This window comes from Exiguobacterium sp. EF_C8, from assembly GCF_054956715.1.
The window spans coordinates 1442927-1465771 of the sequence record NZ_CM143264.1 but is presented as its reverse complement, the minus strand read 5'-3'; the positions used below and the strand labels follow the sequence as shown (position 1 = coordinate 1465771).

General features: G+C 42.5%; 28 protein-coding genes. 6 read left to right on the top strand and 22 right to left on the bottom strand.

Features of this window, described 5'->3' with window-relative positions; all coding sequences use genetic code 11:
• Nucleotides 1-12: 12 nt before the first annotated feature.
• Entirely contained in the window at nucleotides 13-345 is a 333-nt protein-coding gene (locus tag ACY2IG_RS07730) for a zinc-binding dehydrogenase (protein ID WP_290773729.1), read from the bottom strand.
• A 291-nt stretch (nucleotides 346-636) separates the two neighbouring features.
• On the opposite strand from ACY2IG_RS07730, the gene ACY2IG_RS07725 reads away from it, so the two are divergent.
• Both ACY2IG_RS07725 and ACY2IG_RS07720 read left to right on the top strand, forming a co-directional pair.
• Nucleotides 637-936 carry a hypothetical protein gene (locus ACY2IG_RS07725; RefSeq protein ID WP_462618658.1) on the top strand — a complete coding sequence of 100 codons (300 nt, stop codon included), beginning with the start codon at nucleotides 637-639 and terminating at the stop codon, nucleotides 934-936.
• Between the two features lie 243 nt (nucleotides 937-1179).
• Nucleotides 1180-1872: a hypothetical protein gene (locus ACY2IG_RS07720; protein WP_462618657.1), complete on the top strand. Its 693-nt coding sequence runs from the start codon at nucleotides 1180-1182 to the stop codon at nucleotides 1870-1872.
• A 100-nt stretch (nucleotides 1873-1972) separates the two neighbouring features.
• Here ACY2IG_RS07720 and ACY2IG_RS07715 read toward each other — a convergent pair whose 3' ends face one another.
• The 6 genes from ACY2IG_RS07715 to ACY2IG_RS07690 form a co-directional block, all read right to left on the bottom strand.
• Complete coding sequence (locus tag ACY2IG_RS07715) at nucleotides 1973-2359, bottom strand: DUF3267 domain-containing protein (protein ID WP_462618656.1); 387 nt, start codon at nucleotides 2357-2359, stop codon at nucleotides 1973-1975.
• Nucleotides 2349-2624 carry a hypothetical protein gene (locus ACY2IG_RS07710; RefSeq protein WP_035408250.1) on the bottom strand — a complete coding sequence of 92 codons (276 nt, stop codon included), beginning with the start codon at nucleotides 2622-2624 and terminating at the stop codon, nucleotides 2349-2351. The genes ACY2IG_RS07715 and ACY2IG_RS07710 overlap by 11 nt, the downstream gene beginning before the upstream one ends.
• On the bottom strand, nucleotides 2621-3895 hold the full coding sequence (locus tag ACY2IG_RS07705) for a hypothetical protein (RefSeq protein ID WP_462618655.1): 1275 nt from the start codon (nucleotides 3893-3895) through the stop codon (nucleotides 2621-2623). Before ACY2IG_RS07705 ends, ACY2IG_RS07710 begins: the two co-directional genes overlap by 4 nt.
• A gap of 46 nt (nucleotides 3896-3941) precedes the next feature.
• Nucleotides 3942-4670 (bottom strand): ATP-binding cassette domain-containing protein, encoded by a 729-nt coding sequence (locus ACY2IG_RS07700; RefSeq protein ID WP_056061018.1) that lies wholly within the window; start codon nucleotides 4668-4670, stop codon nucleotides 3942-3944.
• Between the two features lie 55 nt (nucleotides 4671-4725).
• Nucleotides 4726-4944 (bottom strand): hypothetical protein, encoded by a 219-nt coding sequence (locus ACY2IG_RS07695; protein ID WP_035408256.1) that lies wholly within the window; start codon nucleotides 4942-4944, stop codon nucleotides 4726-4728.
• Nucleotides 4945-5329: 385 nt separating this feature from the next.
• A complete protein-coding gene (locus ACY2IG_RS07690; RefSeq protein WP_035408258.1) occupies nucleotides 5330-5659 on the bottom strand; it encodes a winged helix-turn-helix transcriptional regulator in 330 nt (109 codons plus the stop codon).
• Between the two features lie 310 nt (nucleotides 5660-5969).
• Between ACY2IG_RS07690 and ACY2IG_RS07685 the strand changes: the two genes are divergently transcribed.
• Together ACY2IG_RS07685 and ACY2IG_RS07680 are read left to right on the top strand one after the other, a co-directional pair.
• Nucleotides 5970-7172: an MFS transporter gene (locus ACY2IG_RS07685; protein ID WP_035408260.1), complete on the top strand. Its 1203-nt coding sequence runs from the start codon at nucleotides 5970-5972 to the stop codon at nucleotides 7170-7172.
• Nucleotides 7173-7428: 256 nt separating this feature from the next.
• Nucleotides 7429-8334, top strand: a complete 906-nt coding sequence (locus ACY2IG_RS07680; RefSeq protein WP_056061010.1) for a TerC family protein — start codon at nucleotides 7429-7431, stop codon at nucleotides 8332-8334.
• A gap of 51 nt (nucleotides 8335-8385) precedes the next feature.
• On the opposite strand, the gene ACY2IG_RS07675 is transcribed toward ACY2IG_RS07680, so the two are convergent.
• The 7 genes from ACY2IG_RS07675 to ACY2IG_RS07645 form a co-directional block, all read right to left on the bottom strand.
• Nucleotides 8386-9018 carry an ATP-binding cassette domain-containing protein gene (locus ACY2IG_RS07675; RefSeq protein WP_375092144.1) on the bottom strand — a complete coding sequence of 211 codons (633 nt, stop codon included), beginning with the start codon at nucleotides 9016-9018 and terminating at the stop codon, nucleotides 8386-8388.
• A gap of 18 nt (nucleotides 9019-9036) precedes the next feature.
• Nucleotides 9037-10518 carry a hypothetical protein gene (locus tag ACY2IG_RS07670; protein WP_290749945.1) on the bottom strand — a complete coding sequence of 494 codons (1482 nt, stop codon included), beginning with the start codon at nucleotides 10516-10518 and terminating at the stop codon, nucleotides 9037-9039.
• A complete protein-coding gene (locus ACY2IG_RS07665; protein WP_290749942.1) occupies nucleotides 10515-11300 on the bottom strand; it encodes an ABC transporter permease in 786 nt (261 codons plus the stop codon). The genes ACY2IG_RS07670 and ACY2IG_RS07665 overlap by 4 nt, the downstream gene beginning before the upstream one ends.
• Before the next feature lie 10 nt (nucleotides 11301-11310).
• Complete coding sequence (locus ACY2IG_RS07660) at nucleotides 11311-12027, bottom strand: hypothetical protein (RefSeq protein WP_290749940.1); 717 nt, start codon at nucleotides 12025-12027, stop codon at nucleotides 11311-11313.
• Entirely contained in the window at nucleotides 12020-12367 is a 348-nt protein-coding gene (locus ACY2IG_RS07655; RefSeq protein WP_462618654.1) for a PadR family transcriptional regulator, read from the bottom strand. Before ACY2IG_RS07655 ends, ACY2IG_RS07660 begins: the two co-directional genes overlap by 8 nt.
• A gap of 143 nt (nucleotides 12368-12510) precedes the next feature.
• Nucleotides 12511-12990 (bottom strand): DUF4825 domain-containing protein, encoded by a 480-nt coding sequence (locus tag ACY2IG_RS07650; RefSeq protein WP_462618653.1) that lies wholly within the window; start codon nucleotides 12988-12990, stop codon nucleotides 12511-12513.
• A 627-nt stretch (nucleotides 12991-13617) separates the two neighbouring features.
• Nucleotides 13618-14892: a neutral/alkaline non-lysosomal ceramidase N-terminal domain-containing protein gene (locus ACY2IG_RS07645; protein ID WP_462618652.1), complete on the bottom strand. Its 1275-nt coding sequence runs from the start codon at nucleotides 14890-14892 to the stop codon at nucleotides 13618-13620.
• Nucleotides 14893-14969: 77 nt separating this feature from the next.
• On the opposite strand from ACY2IG_RS07645, the gene ACY2IG_RS07640 reads away from it, so the two are divergent.
• Nucleotides 14970-15221 carry a hypothetical protein gene (locus ACY2IG_RS07640; RefSeq protein ID WP_462618651.1) on the top strand — a complete coding sequence of 84 codons (252 nt, stop codon included), beginning with the start codon at nucleotides 14970-14972 and terminating at the stop codon, nucleotides 15219-15221.
• Between the two features lie 370 nt (nucleotides 15222-15591).
• Nucleotides 15592-15978: a hypothetical protein gene (locus tag ACY2IG_RS07635; protein ID WP_290749925.1), complete on the top strand. Its 387-nt coding sequence runs from the start codon at nucleotides 15592-15594 to the stop codon at nucleotides 15976-15978.
• Nucleotides 15979-16091: 113 nt separating this feature from the next.
• Here the strand turns inward: ACY2IG_RS07635 and sstT are convergent, their stop codons facing one another.
• From sstT to ACY2IG_RS07595, 8 genes are all read right to left on the bottom strand, one after another.
• Nucleotides 16092-17363 carry a serine/threonine transporter SstT gene (gene sstT / locus ACY2IG_RS07630; protein WP_035408270.1) on the bottom strand — a complete coding sequence of 424 codons (1272 nt, stop codon included), beginning with the start codon at nucleotides 17361-17363 and terminating at the stop codon, nucleotides 16092-16094.
• Nucleotides 17364-17658: 295 nt separating this feature from the next.
• Complete coding sequence (locus ACY2IG_RS07625; RefSeq protein ID WP_329470822.1) at nucleotides 17659-18906, bottom strand: MFS transporter; 1248 nt, start codon at nucleotides 18904-18906, stop codon at nucleotides 17659-17661.
• Nucleotides 18907-19123: 217 nt separating this feature from the next.
• Entirely contained in the window at nucleotides 19124-19507 is a 384-nt protein-coding gene (locus ACY2IG_RS07620; protein WP_462618650.1) for a hypothetical protein, read from the bottom strand.
• A gap of 16 nt (nucleotides 19508-19523) precedes the next feature.
• Nucleotides 19524-19832: a hypothetical protein gene (locus ACY2IG_RS07615; protein ID WP_462618649.1), complete on the bottom strand. Its 309-nt coding sequence runs from the start codon at nucleotides 19830-19832 to the stop codon at nucleotides 19524-19526.
• Nucleotides 19833-19938: 106 nt separating this feature from the next.
• Entirely contained in the window at nucleotides 19939-20619 is a 681-nt protein-coding gene (locus tag ACY2IG_RS07610) for a hypothetical protein (RefSeq protein ID WP_462618648.1), read from the bottom strand.
• The gene (locus tag ACY2IG_RS07605; RefSeq protein WP_375091637.1) at nucleotides 20591-21235 is read right to left on the bottom strand and encodes a hypothetical protein; all 645 of its coding nucleotides are present in this window, start codon (nucleotides 21233-21235) and stop codon (nucleotides 20591-20593) included. Before ACY2IG_RS07605 ends, ACY2IG_RS07610 begins: the two co-directional genes overlap by 29 nt.
• A 43-nt stretch (nucleotides 21236-21278) precedes the next feature.
• Nucleotides 21279-21536, bottom strand: a complete 258-nt coding sequence (locus ACY2IG_RS07600) for a hypothetical protein (protein WP_290773696.1) — start codon at nucleotides 21534-21536, stop codon at nucleotides 21279-21281.
• A 381-nt stretch (nucleotides 21537-21917) separates the two neighbouring features.
• Nucleotides 21918-22832, bottom strand: a complete 915-nt coding sequence (locus ACY2IG_RS07595; RefSeq protein ID WP_308101415.1) for a DMT family transporter — start codon at nucleotides 22830-22832, stop codon at nucleotides 21918-21920.
• Between the last annotated feature and the right edge of the window lie 13 nt (nucleotides 22833-22845).

Here is a 22845-nt window from a genome sequence, read left to right as displayed (position 1 = left end):
CAAACAGTTTATTCAAATAGTGTATATCTTCTTTCCGTTCTCTCGCCACACCTTACCCCGCGACGGATGCAAAGACTCGTTTTGTTTGACGTGCCGTTTCTCTTTCGTCTTATTAATCTTTCCAGACGCATCGAAGACGGCATCGTACTCCAGCAACAATCCATCGTAGCCGTCCCTTGTATAATCGATGACGTGATCGGCACCGAGCGCTTTGACCCGCTCCGCATTTTGTCCATTACAGACAGCCGTCACCTGAAGCCCTTTTGCTTTTGCGATTCGAACAGCAGCCGTTCCGGCAGCGCACGATGCAACGTAAATTAAGATTGGAGTGGACGACAGATGCATACACTTTGATGAGTACTACAGTTGATTTCGGAGCCAAACGAGGTATCACTCTAATATGCAAGACATCCAGTGGTTCGTAGCAGGTACAGATGGCTAGCTTTATCGTAATTCCTCCTCTGATCGAGATGATGGTATTTTATTAATTATACGTAGTTTATGCCTAAATTCCTTTCATTTCAAAGCAAGAAAGATTTTTTTAATTTACATCAATCGGTGTCGCAACTGGTAAAATTTATATAATAATATGATTTCATCAAACCCTATTAACTGACGAAAGTAGGTGCCTGATTCATGCCGACGCGTCGTAGGCTATTTGCTTCTATTTTATTCCTTTGTATGCTGCTCGGTGCCTGTACACATCAGGATGATGCACGCATCGTCGAACAGATGGTTGGTGACACGCTGTTTGTTGCTCCGAGTGAACAAAAACCGGACGAACAGTATGCTTTGACAAAGATTCGCGTCACAACGGATACGATCGTGTATGGCAAAACAGATAATACGGCTGCCATTCAGACGGGTGACACGATTCAAGTGACGTTTGCAAAGGACTCGGTTATTGCGACTGAAATCCGTCGAGCAGACAACTGAATCAGAAAGGATTGTCCACAATGCGTCAAATACTTCGCCAACTACGCAATATTTTCATGGTTGCCACTGCGATTTTTGGTTCATCCTATTTTTTTCAAAAGAATATCGGAAATGATCTCATTGGTTTCTTGTACATCGGAATATTAGGTGCGATTGGTTTTTGCATTACTATAGGACTACTCTGGTATCTCAAACGAAAAGAATCGCACGGTTTTTAAGAAGTTTGTCAAAGGAGACATAATCATGATGTTATTTATTAAAAAATCATACCTTACCCAGTTAAAAGTACTCTTCGCGCTTCTGTTCACACTTTCGATGATTGGTGCTGTTTTCGCACCTCATTCTGTCGACGCAGCAACAAAGGAGTATGCATCTTACAAGAAGCTAAAACTCGGCATGACCGCGACAGACGTTGCAAAATCGCTCTACGGAAAATCATATAAGAAATACATAAAGAAAGAACACGGCGTCACAACACTCAAACAAAAAGCTGCATTACGAGAAATTGAAGATGACTATGCTTTGTACGCTTTTGCCTTTTATCCCTATGAAGTAACAGACGATCATTGGTTTAAGCAAAGAATGCATCTGATTTTCAAAACGAAACAAAACGGTCACACCTTATACCTTGCGGAAAAGGAATACATTCCTAAAACACCGTCAAAGAAACGACTCTTACCTGAAAAGAAGATCAAGCCCGGCATGACAATAGCTGACGTCGATCGTGTTCTTTCAGGTAAAGGACTTGGTGTCTTGACGCTTCACCATACAGAAAATTACTCTACGATTGGAGAAGCCTATGCTGAAGGCACAGTCGTGTACCGAGAAAAACAGGCGACGCTGCTCTACTCGTATCGAAATCCAACGGGTGATGCATTAATGATCGTTGCATTTAAATATGACTTCGATCAAAAGAAATACATCGTTCAAAAATAGCAACAGATACCAAATTTATCTTCACTTGAATTTTCCCATGTAAATAACCCCTCATTTCGCGAACGGAATAAGGGGTTATTTACATGGGAATGCACGAATATTACCGAGCGTCATTTCTGCGCTGTTCTTTTCTAATTATTCTTAAGCAAGATAACATGATCATCTGGCCGTCTGTTGTCACCGGGAAAAAATTAAATACATTTGATAAACATAAAATTTTAACTAAGACCCATCCACCGCCATCTCCTTCTATCCAAATACCGAACGAAAATAAAATCGCAGGTGCAGAAGCAGCAATGATTAAATTTTGCCAGTCATTCTGATTATTCTCATAGCGGACGATTGGCGTTAAAAATCGATCGAGTTTCACTGTCGGTCGCCGTCGAAACACCCTTGCGAACAATAAATGGATCATTTCGTGTATCGCTACGACAATGAAAATCAGAAGAATATAGCTGATAAGATGCAGAACTGTCTCAGCTGTCATGACGCGCTAACGTTCGCCGCTTCTGTAAGAAGACACCAAACAATGTGAATAAAACGATAAATACCAAATAGAGAACAAGCGCTTGAAGTGTCAACGCGAAGTGTGTATTCAATTCTTCTTTTGTCATTACCGTTGTAATTTTTAATCCTGTCATCGTCGTCACGACACTCGTTTCATTGATTTGAAACAATTCATAAATATAATCGACTAAAAAAATAATTGCCCACAAAACAGTACCAACACCAATTAATTTCGTGATTTTCATTTTGCCACCTCGTATTCTTTCTTTAAAATGAGATATAAAACACCAAGTAAGATCGCTAATGTCGGATACAATGCCCCATCGATACTGACGAGGACAGACAGTAAGACAATTAAAATGATCGTCAACACGGATGCAATCGTCTCATTGATATTACTTTGAGATTTCGGAAATAAAAATCCTGCAATTGTAGCCGCGAAAAAGATATTGATTCCATACATATATGGATTCAAACTGTTTGTCTCAATGATACCGACATATAGTGCAGGTGCCATCAAGATGATGGCGATAGCAAGGAGTGACATGAGTTCCATCAAGGGATGGATCCGGTACAGTCCGTACAACTTTCTAACTGCTAATGTTGCGTCTGCATATGTAATCGTCACTACTCCAAGTATCGGCAATAAGAACAACCAGAGTTGAAAAGTTCCCCCCCATCCGACTTGGTACCATGCTCCGATTGACATCACACCAAGTAATGCCCAAAAGTACAGAAAGTTTTTACTTCGGATGATTGCAGGCATAGTAGTCGCTAAACCAATATTGAAAGCAGGCAATCCTAACTTGAAGTAATTCTGCCGGACATACAAATGGTTTCGAGCAAAGAAAACTGCATGAAGAGTATAGGCAATCGTGCCAACGACAAGACTCGTCATCAACATAACTAGCGTGATCGTTAAAATCGAATACGGTAACGTACTAACCCATACATCAACCTGAAATCGTGTTTTTAATAAATGAAGTGTCACGAGACCCACTAATACTAGATCAAGAATGAAACTGAAAATAGTACGCTTCATACCTGATAAACGATGCAATACTGCTGCATGGAGACAATCCAATAACCAAAAGCTACTGATGAATACAGTATGAAGTGTTATTAAAACAAGCAGTGCCGTTCCCAAGCGCATAGGAATTAGTTTCAGTGCTGGTGCAACGATGATCATCAGTAATTCGAAAAAGACTAGGGCAACAGAGAGTTTAAATAATCGCTGGCTGATATTGACTTCTCTTTCTGAGAATGGAAGTGTCTTCGCAAAAAATAAAGAGTTCCGATTCAATGAGACGGTTCCATTAATTAAAACGAACATAAAGGTACCTAAAATAAAGACGACATTAAAATAACTACTGAGTGTCATCTTACCTGCCAGCAAGCGTGTTGTCTCATCTGCTTCCACTGCATTATTCGATAGGGTGGAGAGCTGAACCATGTTTAGATAAAAGTATCCAAGATAGAGACCCATTAGAAGAATACCTAACACGTACCGATTCATCCGACTTTTAAAAAAAGGACGATTGAAAAGTCCATGAAACGTATCATTAAAGAAGAATTTCAGTAGACATAAAATGTTTGCTGACGATGTCGAGCTTTTCACGTAAGACCTCCTCTTGTTTAATAACATCCGTCAATTCCTCTGGAGTTCCTTCAAAATTGACAAGTGAACCTTGTCTCATAAGTCGTATATCTTCTGGAAAACGATCAATCGTATTTCGTTCATGAGAGACGATAATCACTTTTTTCGTCGTGCTGACTGCTGCAAACAGTTCCTGAACGAGCAAAGACGTATCAAAATCAAGTCCGCCGAAAATTTCATCAGCAATTATATAGTCAGTATTGGCAGCAATGGCTGCGACAATTTGAATTTTTTTCTTCATACCAAAGGAATACGACTCAATGGTTTTATTTTGACCGTCCGCCAAATCGAGTAAGTCCATTAAAAGAGGAGCTTTACCCTCTTCACTTGTCTCATATCGACTTAAAACGAACTGTACATATTCCTTACCAGTCATGTAGCCTGGTAAATAAAAGTCAGAAGGAAGATAGAAAAATTTAGATTTGTATGCCTGACTACCAGGTGGAATACCATCAATTCGAATGCCGCCACCGTCAGCTTCTAGCAAATTCGTCAACATATTCAATAGTGTCGTCTTTCCACTGCCATTTGTTCCAACTATGACAGAGACACCCGTTGAAGAAAATGATGCTGATAACGCATCGATAACGCGATTCTTTTTAAATGATTTTGTCAAATCATCGATTTCAATCATGTTTCTACCTCCTGAAAGAAGCGGGAGCTCTACGAGCCCCCGCCAGTTAAGTACGTTACGAGGCTTTACAGCCAATTCCCATTTGCCAGAACTTTGGCCAGTTTAATTTCACGTTTCCATTAAAGCTGTAACCTCGACTTGTGCAATAGAACGCATATGCAAATACTCCTACTAAAATGACAAGAGCGAAAACCATCCAGAACCATTTGTTTTCGATCATGTTGAAGAACTTTTCTTCCAAAGATAATTGATACGACACGAACATAGCAGACATCCGAACTCCTCCTTTCTCTGTCAAGATAGAAAGTCATTCACTCTGATGAAACATGGCATTAGTTCTTGAAAGAGAAAATTAAAACTTTCTTCCACTTGATCGTAACAAATATTCCAAAATCAGGAACCCGCCCTATAGACTCAAATCAATCATGTTGTATTCATGACTTTCTTATCAAGGGATTTCTCAATACTAGTACTTTATTGACTTGTTTTATTGATATCTGATAAAAACCGCCCAAAAAATTTAAGGATTTTTCACAGTTGATGGAGTAAATATAATAAAAGATTTTTCTAATGATTACTTACTGTACAACTTATTTATTTCCAGAAAATTTGAGCGCAAAAAAAGGATCGACCATAATGTCGAACCTTTTTTCTGGCGATTAAGACGAAACAACCTCTCCGCCTGTCAAATTGATATGTCCTTCACCCCATGCGCACATCGCGTCAAGAATCGGCTTCAGCGACCAGCCGTACTCGGATAACGAGTAGACGACTTTCGGTGGGACTTGTTCAAAGACCGTCCGGATGATGATACCGTCTTCTTCTAACTCCCGTAATTGTTGCGTCAGCATCTTTTGCGTAATCGTCGGCATCAGCTTACGGAGCTCACTCGTCCGACGCTCACCTTTGATCAAATGACACATGATGACGACCTTCCACTTTCCACCGATGACTTCTAGTGTTGCTTCGACCGGGATATTGTATGCCATATATGATCCATCCTTTCGAGATTCCGTTGAGAACATAGGCACTTTTTAGTGCCTATCGTACTTGAAAGTGCGTACTTCCCAAGCGGATTGGCTGGCTATATGATAGCAATTGTCAACGGAAAGTACAATCTCCTTTTAGACCTTGCATCCAAAAGAACGAGTAGGGTACTTTTTAGTGCCTATCGCACTTTAAAGTACGTACTTCCCGAAAGGAACAACCCCCGTTATGCTGGGGTCATGTCAAACGGATCATGTTTGGTCGGGCCCACTGAATACGATCCCTACTGAAATCATTTTAGGAGGAATCCCCATGAATCAATTAAATCAACAGGTACAGGAGGAACAGGCTCCAAGAAACGGCGGACTTGCCCTGCTCGCTCTAGCAATCAGCGCCTTTGGGATCGGTACGACGGAATTCGTTCCCGTTGGACTGCTCGCAGCAATCGCTGGTGACTTAAATATCGGTATCACACTCGCTGGTCTCATCATCTCTGGTTATGCAATCGGTGTCGCCGTCGGAGCACCGATTTTGACGGCACTGACGAACCGGATGAATCGGAAAACGTTACTGATGGCGTTGATGGTCGTCTTCATCGCCGGTAACCTGATCTCCGCGATCTCACCGACATTTGAATTGTTGATCGTCGCCCGTTTCATCACGGCGTTCTCGCACGGTGTCTTCTTCTCGATTGGTGCGACGATTGCTGTCCAGCTCGTACCGGAGCATAAAAAAGCAAGTGCCATCGCCTTGATGTTTACCGGTCTGACGGTCGCGACCGTCACGGGTGTCCCGCTTGGTACATTCATTGGTCAATCGTTCGGCTGGCGCGCGACGTTCTTCGCGGTTGCTGCACTCGGAATCATTGCGATCATCGCAAGCTTCTTCTTGATTCCAAAAGACTTGAAACAATCACCACCTGCTAAGTTCTCCGACATGTTCAAATTGTTGACGAACGGACGATTGATGCTCGGCTTCTTGATCACTGCCCTCGGTTACGGTGGAACGTTCGTCGCCTTTACGTACTTGACACCGATCATGCAGGACGTCACGAAAATCAGTCCGAGCTTAATCAGTATCATTCTGCTCGTCTACGGAATCGCCGTCGCAATCGGGAATACGGTTGGCGGAAAACTCGCGAATGGTAACCCGATTAAAGCATTGTTCTATATGTTCATCATCCATGCCATTGTCATGATTGCCCTCTCATTCATGATTCCGTTCAAGGTCGCTGGCATCATCGGGATCATCTTAATGGGACTTCTTGCCTTCATGAACGTCCCTGGACTCCAACTCTATATCGTCCAGTTGGCTGAAAAATACGTCCCAGCAGCAGTCGATGTCGCCTCTGCCTTAAATATTGCAGCTTTCAATATCGGCATCGCACTTGGGGCAACGATCGGTGGTCTCGTCACCGATACGATCGGACTTGTCCACACGCCATGGGTCGGCGCTATCATGGTCATTCTTGCCGTCATCTTGACTGGTTTCTCACGTCGTCTCGAACAGCAGTAAAAGAAGATTTTCATGTTTAACGATCGCATGAGTGTACGATGAGCTCGGCTACAATCATCGATACGCTCGCTCTGTATGTTGAACTGCATTCTCTACCACTCACGTAATCCGCCAAAGGCACTGTTCGCATGAGCAGTGCCTTTGGCGGATTTTGTTCACAATTTCAAAAAAGAACACACTTACCTCTTTACTTTTGAGTTCTTATGAACTTATAATAAATTCATGATAACAAATTACTTCAAAGGAGGAAGCGCTGTTGACACTACTCATTGCTTTTCTAGCCATCGTTTTCATCATGCTCGCCCTTGACCTTGGAGTCTTTCATCGCAAGGCACATGAAGTTTCGCTTCGGGAGGCTTGGACGTGGACGTTCGTCTGGATCGCGATTGCTGTCGCCTTCGGAGGCTGGCTCTATATTGATCAAGGTAGCGCCGCTGCTGTCGAATATACGAGCGTGTACTTCATTGAGAAGGCTCTCGCGATCGATAACGTCTTCGTCTTCTCACTCGTCTTCGCGTACTTCGCAATTCCATTGAAGTACCAGCACAAAGTCTTGTTCTGGGGTATTCTCGGTGCAATCTTCTTCCGCGTCATCTTCATCGTCGCTGGTGTCTCGCTACTTGAGAACTTCGCTTGGGTGTACTACATCTTCGGAGCGTTCCTCGTCTACACAGGTTGGATGATGTACAAGAATATCGGTCAAGAGACGTCGCTCGAAGACAACAGAACGATTCGTTGGTTAGAGAAACGTTTACCAATCACACAAGACATCTCGTCTGGTAAGTTCGCAAAACGAATTGATGGGAAGTTGTTCTTCACGCCTCTCTTGATCACCCTACTCTTCATCGAAGTATCAGATATCGTTTTCGCCGTCGACTCAGTCGCTGCAAGCTTCGCGTACTCACGTGATCCGTTCATCATCTTCTATGCGAACATCATGGCTATCCTTGGACTTCGTAGTCTCTACTTCGTCCTCGCGAACTTGATTGATCGTTTCTACTACTTGAAACACGGTTTAAGCTTCATGCTCGTCTTCATCGGAGCGAAGATGATTTTCAGTGACGTCTACAAAATGCCAATCTGGATGTCGCTCGGTACGATAGTCCTCGTCATCCTGATCAGCGTCTTCTACAGCTTCTACAAAACGAAGCCGGGAAAATAATCTATCGTACAGCAACAGGGAGTGGATCCGTTGATCCACTCCCTGTTTATGTTAGCCGACCTGTTCAATCCGACCTTGATTGATGCGGTAGACGGAGTCGCAAAGCGCATCGATGTCTTGTTGATTATGACTCGTCAAGATGATCGTCTTCCCTTCTTTTTTGAAGGACAATAATAGTTCTCGCAGACGCAGGACACTATCGTGATCGAGCCCATTGAATGCCTCATCCAAAATCAAGATGTCCTGCTTTTCCATAATGGCTTGGGCAATCGCGAGCTTTTGTTTCATCCCGAGCGAATACTGTTTGACCTTCTGCCGATTACCGGGCTGTAAGCCGACGGTCCGCATCGCCTGTTCAATCTCGGCATCGGTGACCACTTTCCGGATTGCTGCGAGTTGTTTTAAGTTCTCAAATCCTGATTTATGGGCGATATAGCCCGGTCGATCGATGATGACACCGACGTTTTCCGGAAAGCGTCGCGTCTGACCGAGCTGTTCATTTCGAACTGTGATCGTTCCCGCGTCCGGATGAATGAAGCCGCAAATCATCTTGAACAAGACCGATTTCCCTGAACCGTTTGGTCCAGTGATGCCGACGATATCTCCTTTTTGAATCGTCAAATCGATATCTTCGAACAAGGGGTTGCCTTGATACCCTTTCGTGACCTGCTCTAGTTTAATCATTTCCACGAAACGTCCTCCTTATATACGAATGCTTTTTTGAAACAGAAAGTATAACCAGACAAGTGAAAGCCCAAGATAGATCAGCAAGACGAACAATAGATGTGTCAGACTGAACGACTGAAGCTGAGCGAATCCGTTCAGTCCGGACGGAAAGATTCCGTATTGATTGAAGTTTGGCAACAAGAAGACGGATAAGACACCAAACAACCCGAGCATCGCGTAACCGTCCGGAAATTGCCACAGTAAGATGAAGCTCAAAAGCGAATAAAGCATCAGTTGAAGCATCGAGATACCGATCAGTTGTAGAAGCAATTGCATCGACGAAATCGATAAGAGACTAGTCGAAAGTGACAACGATAACCCTTGCAATATTCCGATACCTGTTGTTCCGATGATTAGAAACGCGAGGGCAAGTAGATAGAAACGTCCTTCCCTTACGAAGACGTGAAACGCCCATTTCTCGAGCCGTTGGTAACGCATCCACGTGTATGGTCCGATTGCCGTCATTTGATTTTGCAGACGCAATTGACTTAAATAAGCAAGTCCGAAAAAAAGAATCAGATACGACATGAGTTGAAGAAACGAACTGTCCATTGCATTGACACCGTAAAATGCGACGACGAAGAGATCACCGATCGTTTGTAGCTCAGTCGACGCTCGGTTACTACTGAGGAAGATATACAGACTGGCAATCATCGCATAGGTGAGATACGGTACGAACTCCTTTCGTGAAGTCAGTAGCTGACGAAGCGGTCGCATCCATTGGACCGATAGATAGATCAGCGCAATCGCAATACTGAGGACGATGAGTGCCATCCAAGGATGCATTCTATTGGATACAGCCCCGACAGAGAAATACGCGGCGGCTGAAAAGAACTCTCCTACTCCAAACGATGATTTAAAACTGAAGATACACCAAATCACTACCACTGTCGCCTGTAGCAACAAGCCCTTATGCTTTTCATGCAATAGAAACGCAAGACACATGAACCCATGTAACATAATGCTCGCAAGCAACCAAAGAATCGGTTGTAAAAAAATCACTGACAGTGGTGAGCGAAAAGTCGCGCTGAGATGATGACTTATGTTGCCACTAGTCGAGATTTGACTGTATGTACTCCATTGCAACGTAAACGATTGATCGCTGGCACTAAGAAGACTCAGTAGCAAGACGCATCCGAACAAGGGTAGGACGGCACGTAAATACCATTTTGTCGAGTAGTATAGCCAGTTCCGAAATGAGCCGACCCGAATCAAAATCGACGGTTCATATTGCTGTTCAATCATTCGAAACGAGAGGAACAAGAGTAACGGCATCAGGAAAAAGAGTAACAGGTACATATCATTTTGAATCGCAAACGTGATGTCCCACGCGTTGACGTTTCTGCCGAACTCCTGCGCCTTCGTCAATACTTCTTGCCGTCTATACCATGCGACGTAACTGATCACGAGGATGAATAAACTCTTCAGTACAATCAAAATATTCCGTGTCTTCATCATGACTGAAAGATCCACTCCGGTTTCGGTCGAATCATCGTCAGGTAGAGCGTGAAGTTAACAACGATTAAAACAGTAAACGGTACGAACACTGTCCAAAGCGGCTGCTCCGTGATGTTAAACGGAAAGACCGTACTGATAGGTGAGAATTGTGGAGCTTGCATCATACCAGCGACGAAGTTAAAGATATGGTAGGCGAAGAACGGTAATGAAATTGCGAGATAGACTTGTTCGAGCGATAAGATCAACAGGTAAGCAAGTGTCGCGTACACTGCTCCGTTGAGTCCAATCCAAGCGGCGTAAAGAACGGCATAGAGTAACGGGTGAATGTCCACCAAGAATGAAAATGCATTCGTTACGTCATGCGTCTTTTCGCTTAGCGGCGCGTAATTGACTAGACCGAAAAACGGTTCGACATAACGAATGAGGACGAACGTGACGATTGTCATTAAAAAGAACACAAATCCTGTCAGCATCACATTGACGAAACCGACCGCAAATAGATAATCCTTTAGACTGGCACGCGTTCGAACGTATGTCAGATAGTTATCCTTGTATTCAGCGATGAAGATCGGCAAGAAAATCAAGACTGCAAGTATCGGAAACAGCATCGGGATCGTTCCTGATAGCGTCTCTTCGAATACTTCTGTCGGTAGGAAGAACTGGTAACTCTTATAAATGAAACTGAACTGAAGAGTTGGTAAACCGAGGATGATCAAAAGATAGAGTACACATTGCTTCACCGTGAATGCTTGTGACCAAATCAGCTTAATTTGTTGCGACATATGACCCCTCCTATTTTCGTAATGCCCAAAACCAATAACCCAGTACATTAAAGAATACGACTGAGACGATACTTAATAGATGCAATCGTCCTGCATGATAAAGCTTGATGACGCTCCAAATGATTGATGTCACGAGATAAATCGTCAAGCCGACTAGCGCAAGCACAGCACCGAATTTCGTAACATCGAAACTTTCCGTCGTTGTCAGGTGCTGTTCGTCAATCAGATACATGCCATGCGAAGTGAACAGCTCCGGTAACCAAATCGATCGGTGAACCGTGAAGTCACGCGAGGACGAAACGTCTTGTCCGGAAATCGATATTAGTAACAGATGCTCTTCTAAAATGCGTTCGTAAGATTCAATCGAACGTTCATTGCCATAAAAGGCATCCGCATAGGCGAGCGACTGATGCTGGCTCAACATCATCGTGCCGATAAAGAACACTATCGTTGCAGCGGCGATGCTGATTCCGATGCGGAGCAACCACGAAGCGAACGTCCGCTCTTTTCGATAGACCCACGTCAAGAGCTGATCGACATGCTCCTTACTACCGTAACGATACATGGCAAGCTTCGTCGCTTCTTCTTCCGAATAACCTTGAATCATCAAGTCTCGCACCGATTGTTCAAGATGACTTCGCGTCTCTTCCATGACGTCGATGATTTCCGGATCCGTCACATCCGCATCTTGATACAAGTCATGGACAAAATGATCGAGTTTATTCAAGCGCGCCGTCTCCCTCTTCAAGAAACTTCGGGAGTAGCTGCTTTAGAAAACGCCATTCAAGTCGTTTTTTCGCAAGAAGGATTTTTCCTTCAGTCGTCAGCACATAATATTTACGTCGTCCGCCGCCCGCTGCTTCGTCACTCCAATAGGATATGACGAATCCTTTTTTCTCAAGGCGTTTGAGTGACAAATAGAGTGTCGCCTCTTTCAGTTCGAACTGCTCGTCTGACGTTTGCCGGATCGTCTTCGCGATTTCATACCCGTATCGGTCTTGTTCGTTCAGCAACGACAAGATGATCGTGTCGACGTGCCCCTTTAATAATTCTTTATCGATTTCCATCTCGTACAACCCCTTCCTTATTCTGGATGTCTCAGTTCCTTAACGATAAACTGAATTACTCTGTAATGCAAAGTACTTTTTAAAACTTATGGGAATGAATCAACAAAAAAGCACACTCCTTTTCAAGAGCGTGCTCGGTCGGTTCAGTTCAATAAGTCGCTTACTTTCTTCGAATCTTCGATAAAAGGCTTCGTGAACGCCTTCAGTGCTTTCTCATTATCGTACGTCGTAAAGTCTTTTCCATACCAATCACGGAGTTGATGTTTCGTAAAATGATACGAAGCATCTTCGATCGTCATGTTGACTTGATCGACGTTCGGAATCAGTGTGAAAAGCGCCGTCGCATTATAGATTGCCGTGCGATTACTTTTTTGCTCGACCTGTCCTTCTGTATATCCACCGTAACGCAACGTCAGTTGATACGGCTTTTCCTTTGTCGACAGTTCCATCTTCTTTAAATGATCACCGTGAGGTAGTTGTTGAACGATGTCGCGCACGTTACTGTTATCGCCAAGATATGTACCTTGTTGCTCAAATAAATCGGTTTGCGTTGCTGCTGTTCCGCAACCACCGAGTATCAACATGCCGCTCGCTAAAATGATTGCACCAACTGTCTTTTTCATTTTTATTTCCCCCAATACGTTGACTCGTTCTAATCCTCATAAACGAATCACACAAAGAAAAGTTTCAAAATAAAGGAAATCAACGCTTTGATAAACTCGATGCCCTTTGTTTTAAGTAGAGTAGGCTGTACCGAGTACCTCCACCTGTAGCAATCAAAAGCTTTATAATATTAAAACGAGTGAACTCTTCAATGACGTACCCTTTTATCTTTTGAGTCAAAGTTGCTTCGGGAATCCAATCGATCGTATATCCGATGCTAAAGGATAAAAGCAAACTGAGGAATAAATAAGTGATGACAAAACTAAGAATAAATCTTTTGATGATCATGTTATTCCCTCTTTTTCTAAATGTAATAAAATAACTTATTTTTATATAATAAGTAAATATATTAAGAAATATCTAAAACAACAACCTATTTACCTATATTTTGTTAATTACTATGTTACTCTATTACTATTCGAAAAGTTCGAAAATCTATCTGTACCTATTTATGGAGGTCTTAGATGCTACAACTGTCTAACTTACTCATTCTGCTTCTTTTATTCGTTTTACTGACAACCGGACTCGTTTTTTCTTTATTTTGGATCATCAAAAAAATCAAATCTTAATCACGACAACCCGGTCTCTCAAAGGAGAGAAGCCGGGTTGTTGTTCGTTTCATAGAGTTGTTGGATACGATGCACGATGTCGTTCGCCGTTCCCGGTACAGGTGGCATCCAAAGCCCAGTCACTGGACCGTAGACGACGGGATTGATTGCCACTTCGTAACCCCCATACGGATGTTCTTCCGCAGTTGGCAAATAACCGATGTAACCGTTCGTATAGCCCCCGAAAAAAGCGAGTTCCGTTTGACGGATTTGCTTTATCTGTAGCGCTGTCTCACAGAACGGCTCCATCGGAATGCCTGAGAACGACCCTTCGTTTAGTTCAAACAATTGAACTTCGAGCGGGATGGTGAGTGTTGCTCCCGATCGTTCCTGAACGTATGCCAACCAGCGTGCTGCACTGACGCCCCATGTCTGTTCAGCGTAATCCGCCATGTCTCGTAATACGTTCATAGCCGGTACTTCTGTTAAGCGCATCGGATGAATGTATGACTGAATCCGGTGGTGCGTTAACGGTTGAAACGACACAGCTGGAATCGTCGTCAAGACATGACCACTTAAAGTAAACGCCATTTTTTGAAGACTCTCTATGTCACCACGATATTTCGCATTGATGTTCCCCGTCGCGCCTTGAACAATCACGACCGGGCAGCCGAGTGCCTGTTCGAGTATCGTTCGAGTGACTCCCGGATAATCACCGGATAAGACGACACTGTCTGATTTCAAGACGTTCGGATGCGCCGTACAAAAGACAAAAGCTCCGACGAGACCCGCATCACCGGTCCGACGAATTAACAATGTTCCAATTCGGTCATCCGCCACCCCAGACGGATCCGTTCCCATCACCGCTTGTCCATTTATTTTCTCCCGTCGGTTGACGCCGAGTTTTCCGGTCGTCACACCCCAACCAATCTCGACCAACTGCATCACTTCGCTTGCTTTGACCGCAGATACAATCGCTTGTTGCGTCAAAATCGTTTTATAGGCGACGGTCAACGGTTCGTTTCCTGCTGTCGCTGGTCCCGAATGCGTATGCGTGTAAACGACTGTGATCTGTTCCTTCGACACGTCTAGCTGACCCGCGATTCCTTCACGGATGACATCCGTATCGGCGACGAGCATGCCGATGTTATCGATGCTGACGAAGACCGATGTCGTCTGCTCGCTTTCAAAGATACTCGCTGTGACATATAGCGGATCGTGTATGCTTGCAATACCGACTTCTCGGTGATAACCGATGAAGGCAGTACCGAGCGGCGGATTGATTACTTCCCGATGCATTCCAAAACGACTCATGTCTGACGTCCCCCCTTTGAACAACATACCATTTATTCCATATAATAACATTAACTGCAGTAGAGGAGGACATGAAGATGTCGATTCGTTGGAAGGAAGAGATGCTTCAGTTCGAGACATTCCGTGAAGCCGAAGTCTGGGCGGAGTCGATCACGAATGAGATCCATGGTCGTTCAATCACCGGTTATTGCCCCCCTGACTTTAAAGTCGCATCAATTCTTGCTTTTTATCTAGCGGAAAACTCAGATTATCGTGTACGTTCGGCAACGGTCCACCTCGATCAAGAGATCTATTATCAAGTCTGGGTCGAGACAATTGATTCACTCTGACTTCATGAATTGTTCCAAGACGATTTCCTGAAACGCTCGCGCTACAGGTGAACCCCACTTTGACTGTTTCGTGAGCAGATGGGCATACATCGGACAGGATTTAAAACGAATGGAACAACAACAGAAACCTGTGACCTGATTTGCCGATAGTCCGCTGTTAAATGGTCGACATGCTAAACAATTTAGCCATGTCCAATGCTTAATCGGAATCGAAAGAGATGGTGCAACCGTTGAGACGAGTGCCGTCTTACAAATCTTTAAAGATACTGATACGCACCATGTCCGAATCAAATGTGACGGCAACCGCGAGTAATTTACGTTACATGTATCGACATGGAGTAACATACAAAAACGGGAAAGAGGTTATGTCATGAAAAGAATCGTTTTGTTATGCGCTCTCTCAATTATAACTGTATGGCCGTTAGCTGCTTGTAGTAATGAAGTGAAAATGCAACATACAAGTGAAAAACCGACAGCACTAGACGTATTAGGAGAAGATTCTACTGCTGACATTTTTCAACTAAATGATACGATCTACAAATCAGATGTAAAATGGGCAGAGAAAACAGAAGTCACTAAGAGTAAAAAAGTCGGAGAAATCAAGAAAATGAGTTCTGATCAATACGATTTTGATAATGGAACTGCTACGAAGCTCTCAAAGGGTACCGTCATATACTCTACGAAAGAAAGGAATGAAATTCTTTTGGTGAGTTTTAAAGGGAAATTAAAAAAATACGTTGCTTTAGGAGAAGGTTAAATGGATTACAACTTGTAGAAACCCCTTATTTCAATCACGAAACGAGGGTTGTCTATAAGAAAAGGCATCCTCAACTGGGATGCCTTTTCTTATTAAGATAATAGCGAATCTGATCAGCCGTTAACGACTTTTTCTGCTACTTCCTCATTCATCGATTGACGATTAATCGAGAGGTGTTCGCCTTCTTTCAACCGTTTTCGATATTCAGCTGTCGCAGTGAACAAGACATCTGTCGACGAGTTTAATGCTGTCTCAAATGAATCTTGCAACACACCGATGACAAATCCGACAGCAACGACTTGCATCGCAACGTCATTCGGAATCCCGAATAAGCTACACGCGAGTGGAATCAAGAGAAGCGATCCCCCAGCAACACCAGAGGCACCACACGCACAGACGGCAGCGAGGACACTTAAAATGATGGCTGTTGGAAGATCAACTTGAATACCGAGTGTGTTTACCGCAGCAAGCGTCAAGACGGAAATCGTGATTGCAGCCCCTGCCATGTTAATTGTTGCACCAAGCGGAATCGAGATGCCGTACGTCTCTTTATCAAGTCCAAGCTTTTTCGATAGTTCCATGTTGACCGGAATGTTCGCAGCTGAACTGCGTGTAAAGAATGCCGTGATGCCACTTTCGCGTAAACATTTGAAAACGAGCGGATACGGATTTTGACGGACGTTGATATAGACGATCAATGGATTAACGATGAGTGCAACGACAAGCATCGTTCCGATCAGTAACCCTAGCAGGCTCACGTAGTCAAGAAGTGACGAGAGTCCGTTCTCTGTAATTGAACCGATGACAAGCCCCATGATACCGAGTGGCGCAAGCTTAATGATCCATCCAACCATTTTCGCAAGTGCATCTGAGAAGTTCGAGATGAACGTTTTTGTAGAATCCGACGCATTTTTAAGCGCTAATCCTAAGATGATCGCCCACGTCAGAATGCCGATGTAGTTCGCTTGGACTAATGCATTGACGGGGTTATCGACCATGTTCAAGACAAGCGTCTTCAGGACTTCGATGGCATTCCCAGGGGCTGTCAGCTTTTCTGTGCTCTCTGTCAATGTTATCGAAACCGGGAACAAGAAACTAACGATGACCGCAATCGCACCCGCTAAAAAAGTACCGAGCAGGTATAAGAAGATGATTGATTTCATGTTCGTTTGCTGTCCCTTTTTATGTTGCACAATCGAAGCCATGACTAGGAAAAAGACCAAAATCGGCGCGACTGCCTTTAGTGAGGAGACAAATAATGTTCCAAAGATGGTCAATGAACTCGCTACTTCAGGAATCGTGACGGCTAAAATAATACCAATGACTAAGCCGATCGCGATTTGTTTCACTAAACTGATTTGGTTCCACATCTTCAACAATTTCATACATTCCCCTCCAGGCTTTCAAAAAATAAGATATTAGAATTCGAAAAATGAGGACTTCTCTCTCTCATTCCAAAACGATGAATGATCTGGTCGCTCACTTTTCAAAAAATTCTCTCAGTTTATTGTTTTCTATTTTTACATAAATCCTAAGAAATAAAAACTAGTTTTTCGCAAGAAATATAATTCCTTTTCCTGGATGTTAAATAAGAATACGAATGCAATCGATTGCATAATTACAAAAAAAGTAGAAGAAGATGCGTTCCTTCTCCTACTTCATTATGTAAACTAAAATGTTTCACAGATGTTGATTGACCTTTATTCTCTCTTCAGCAGTCTTCTCGAATTTAGTATTGACAGGTATCGTTAACGCTTTAAGTGTCGGATGAATTAAGAAATAACCGGCAAAGCCAAAATAGCCGATACCAGAGATCAATAAGATTGCTGTACTAGAAAACCATTCTCCGAAAATCCCTCCCGCAAAATATCCAAGCGGACTTAACGACCCTAACAGTGAAGAGAGAAACGAAAAACCTGTTCCTAAATAATCAGACGGAAGATTGACCTGAATGAGTGTATATAAATATATACTGTTCACCCCAATACCGATCCAAGCGATTCCGAATAAGACGATTGATAACAGACCAGCATCTTTCATTAAAAACGAACTAATCCAAAACAGTCCGGACAAGAGCGCAGCAATCGGCATGACACGATTGAGAGCAAACGTCTCCAAGTGACTTGATAGCAATGTTCCAATCATCGTTCCAAGTGAAATCGCTGCTAACCAAAATCCATACTCTGCTGACGTCTCAGAAATGATTGGTAACACCGCAAGTCCCATCGTCGCAAGAAAATTCATTCCGATGATGCCATAAATGATGGTCAATAATTTCTTTTGTTGCTTGACAACATAGTATCCTTCTTTGAAGTCATGCTTATACTGTTTCCAAAAGTTTCGTGAGGAAATGGGTTGTTCTCTTTTTGAAGATGGTATTTTGAGTACGAGCAAGAATAAGAACCCGATCCCTAGCAATACGATACTATTCGCAGCGAATACGATTCCGACACCGACAAATAGAATCACAATGCCTGCTAACGCGTCGGCAATCAAATCAAGCGTTTGATAAGAAAAGGCAAACACCGAATTGACCTTCGTCAATTGATCTTTCGATGCCAGGCGTTCGATGAGTGTATTTTCGGTTGGATACGAGATTTCCGCTAGTGTTAACGCTAAAAACAACATGATGAACAGCAATGGAATCCAGAGCGTCTCGTTAAAATAGAGTAAAGTGATGAATCCGACTAAAATCGCTTGTCCAATGCCTGAGAAAAACAGGATCTTCTTTTTTGAATAGCGATCGATAATCGGACCATACAAAAATTGAATCGTTACCGGTAACACAGCAATCGTGCTCGTTAATCCAACCAGGAATGGCGAATTCGTCGTTGTCTTGACGAACCAAACGATCGCAATCATATAAAAACTGTCTGATATATTCATCAAAATCCTACCGAGCAACAAAGCTGATAGTTGTTTATTCAACCAACTTCCTCCTCTTCAACAGTTAAATTTAATTGAACTTTATTGTAGAGTAAAGGACTGGAAGAAAAATGTAAAGTGAAAAGTTCAATTTCATTTAACTCAAAGTATAAAAAAAAGTGCTTCTCGTAAATAGAGTCTTTACGATAAAGCACTTTTATATTAGAGATGGCGTTCTAGAATTGCGAAATTTACTGATAACGCTGAAAGCTAATTTAGTTCAATCAGTTATCGCTTCTATCCCTCTTATCATTCGCTTGAATTTCGGATGATCATCAATCCGATTGGTGAAGTTTTGAATCCAGTGTTCTATAACATCCGAAGCTTCATATCGCTTCATCACTCGTAACATCGTTAAAAATTCCGATGCATACGCAAGCTCCATCGACTCGACGATCGTCAACCCTTCTAAGAAACACCGACTTGCTTCTTTCTCTTCACCGAGTTCAAGATGCAACATCCCGATATAAAGAATCGTACTTGATCTTGCTCGTGGTTCATCTAACCGCTCGACATGCCTCGACAATAAATCAATCGCACGTCGTCTCATATCCAATATTGCTAACCCAACAGCAGCATGGGTAATCCAAGTGTAACGGTTCATAATGAAATTCTACTCCTCAAGAGATAGTTGATTTTTTACGTTTAACAATCCAGAGAACAACGAATAATATCACCTCAAGAATCAAAAATATCCCTACAAAGAAATAAAGACCAAATACCTGACTGAATCCATCTATGGCTACTACGTAAAACCATGTCAAAGAGATAATGACTGTATACGCGAGATTTACGACTGTACTTCGTAACAAACTCTTTTTTAGACTTTGTGTGTTTCGCGCTTGCGTAATGATGATGACGAGTGCACCAATCGCCCAGACAAGTAAGATCAGTTCGAAAATATATTGATCATTTGGTATGACATCCATTCCCTATTCTCCTTTTCAGCAGACTGACTAAAATGATTTAAGTGATACCTATATTTTACAGCATCAAAAAGTCTTCCAGTCTTCCGAAAGTTAAGTGAATACGTTTTTAAAGATCTATGTCAGAATGGTCCTTCATTTTCCTAACCCGAATACTTTCCTCCTGACCGATGTGATCAGTTTCTTCCAAACGGTGCTGTACGACGAGAAGAACCAACACAATTGCTGAAATCACACAAATCGTCGCATAATACGGTTGAGCAAATCGTTCCAACTCAATCGCAGATAAAACCTGTAAAATCGTCAATCCAGCAAGCATCCCGTGGAAATATCTCTGATAGTTGCGCGGTATTCCGGCTTGTCCAAACGTCTCATACCAGACGAATAAGCCGAGTCCGAACGCGAGTCCGTTTAGGATCGGTGAAGGCAGGAGAAACAGGAGGATTCCGAGACCAAGCATCCACCAGGCATAACGAATAGCTGGCTTAAAGAAAGCAGGATCGAACGTCGGTTCTTCTTCCTCGATGACAGGCGTTGCTTTTTCCTCTTCGGTCAAAAGTCTAAAACCAAGTGCTTCTTTCTCTTCTGCTAACTCGAGCATCCGCTTTTTCATTCCGAAATAGAACGGAAAACGTTCTTTGACAACCTCCCCTTCATCCGTTTGACCATCCGCTTGTTCTTGCACGGATACCTGATAGAGCGTACGCCCCATCCAGTAACTGACCCAGTAATCGGTCGTTTGACCATTGTCGCGTTTGAGTTCAATCACCTTGGCTTTTTGATTCGTCATGATATATGATTCCTTTCGTCGCAAGTTCCTGTAATTGTTCTGACGCATACAACAGGAGGATGAACCCTGAGATGAGACAGACTGCTCCGTTAATCGAGAGATTGATCGGTGATAAATAGTTTTTCGATGAGCCGGCTAATGCGAACATGAAAAGTGCTCCTGACCATCGATACATGCGAACATGCGCGGATTTCCCTTCGAGATGCATCGGCCAGAAAAGCATCAGAACGACGAGTGTTATGTATCCCGGAATCGGTAATATATCGGTCAGCGTCAGTAATCCACTCAATAGGACGAGTAAAGCGCTTAAAATGCGCAACTTTATGATCCGTCGATCTGAACGAAAATCCATCACTTCAGACAGAGCAAAAGGTGATCGCATGTATCCATCGTCTAATTTTTCACGTACCCATGCTTTTTTCTGACGATACGCGCGCAAGGGACTTTTGAAGACGATCCGCTTCGTTGCGGACTCCTCATTCGTTTCCATCATATCCTCGCTATCGATCGCCTGCTCTTTTCGGGCAATTCCTTCCCGGCAGAATAAAGTACGCCCTTCTTGGTGAAAGACGATGTGATACACATGATCGTCGACTTGTTTCAGTAATTGAATCATGATTTGAGCTCCCTTTATCTTGCTTTCTAACTTCTTTTAGGTCTCACCAAGCTGCACTGACGGCGTATAAAATGAACAGACCACCTAAGACACAAACGTAACCGTAATGTCTGACGGTCAACGAACAAAATAGGATAACACCAATCGACAAAATAATACTGAGTACGAATGAATCCACCGTGTCGACGCTATCTCCGTGTCCTGCTAAAGGCGTCTTCAACGCATGCTTCGACCGAATGAAATAGATGCCTAACGTTAATAAAAAGAATCCGATACCAAGGCCAAGGAAAGCTAATACCATAGATGTTCCCTCCGGCAAATGTATTTGTTTCGTTTAGTAAGTCATTATGTTTTCATAAAAGTTATTATACAACTAATACATACGATATTTTTTTTATTAAGTTTCAATCACTAACTTTTCTATTAAATGGATAATGTATTTTCGGTTTCATATGTATCTTTTTGCCTAAAATAATAAATTAGTCAGATGACTACCATATAAAATTGAAAACTATCTCTTTAGTGATAAGATGAAGGATTTTGTTTCAACATGACGTCAAGTTTGTAGAAATAAACAAAAAATCTATTCCTAATTTTGTGGAATAGATTTTCTGCATACATTCATAGGTCTCTTAGGATTATTTACATCAAAAAGAAAGAATGGTTCTTAAAAGAATATAGATTACTGCCTTCTTACTTTTCCTGTTCGAGTAATATAGTTTTCTTCAGTGATACTAGCAATATGACTGCTTGCTTTAAGCGAATAAAACAATCCGATAAAGATACACAATATACCGAATAGCTGTAGCCACCTTAGATACACATTTCCGAAAAAAACGTCTAATAAAATAGCCACTGTAGGGTCGACAAAAACCATAGAAGAGACAACTGTCGTTGGTAAATGACGAATGCTATTGAAAAACAGAAAATAAACTATACCTGTATGAATAACTCCGGTTACAGTGACGTACATCCACTGAGAAGTATCAATTGCTTGATAGTTATTAAAATGAATGAATGGAAGTAACACAATCAGACCGATCACCATTTGAATAAAAGTGGTCGCATATACACTAGTTTTTGTAATACTCTTTCCTAATAGCATTGTTGCTGCATAGAAACATGCTGCGATGATGCTGTACACGATCCCCCTCCAGCTTTCTGAAGCAAACCGCACACCATCGGTACCTATAATACTCAATGTTCCAATAAAACAAACTAACATAGATACATACATGAGTTTCGTCTTTTTTTCTTTAAAGAAAAGACTACCCATCACGAGAACAATAATAGGAGCTAAGTGATATAAGGTTATGGCAATTGTAATGGACGTTCTTTCAAATGCTTTAAAAAGAAACACCCAATTACAAACATTCGTCATACCACAACAAGCAATGTATATGAGTTCTTTCCTATTCCATTTTTCCCTTTTAAAGCGTCCAGATACGATCCATGCCATTATAAGAAATACAGCAGCACAAATACATCGAACCCACACTAATTCAATTGCCGGAAGACCTGTAAAAGTTGAAAAAAAGCCAATTGATCCAAAGATAGTCATAGCTATACTTAGTTGAAACAAAGCATTCTTGTTCATGTCTATCTCCCCT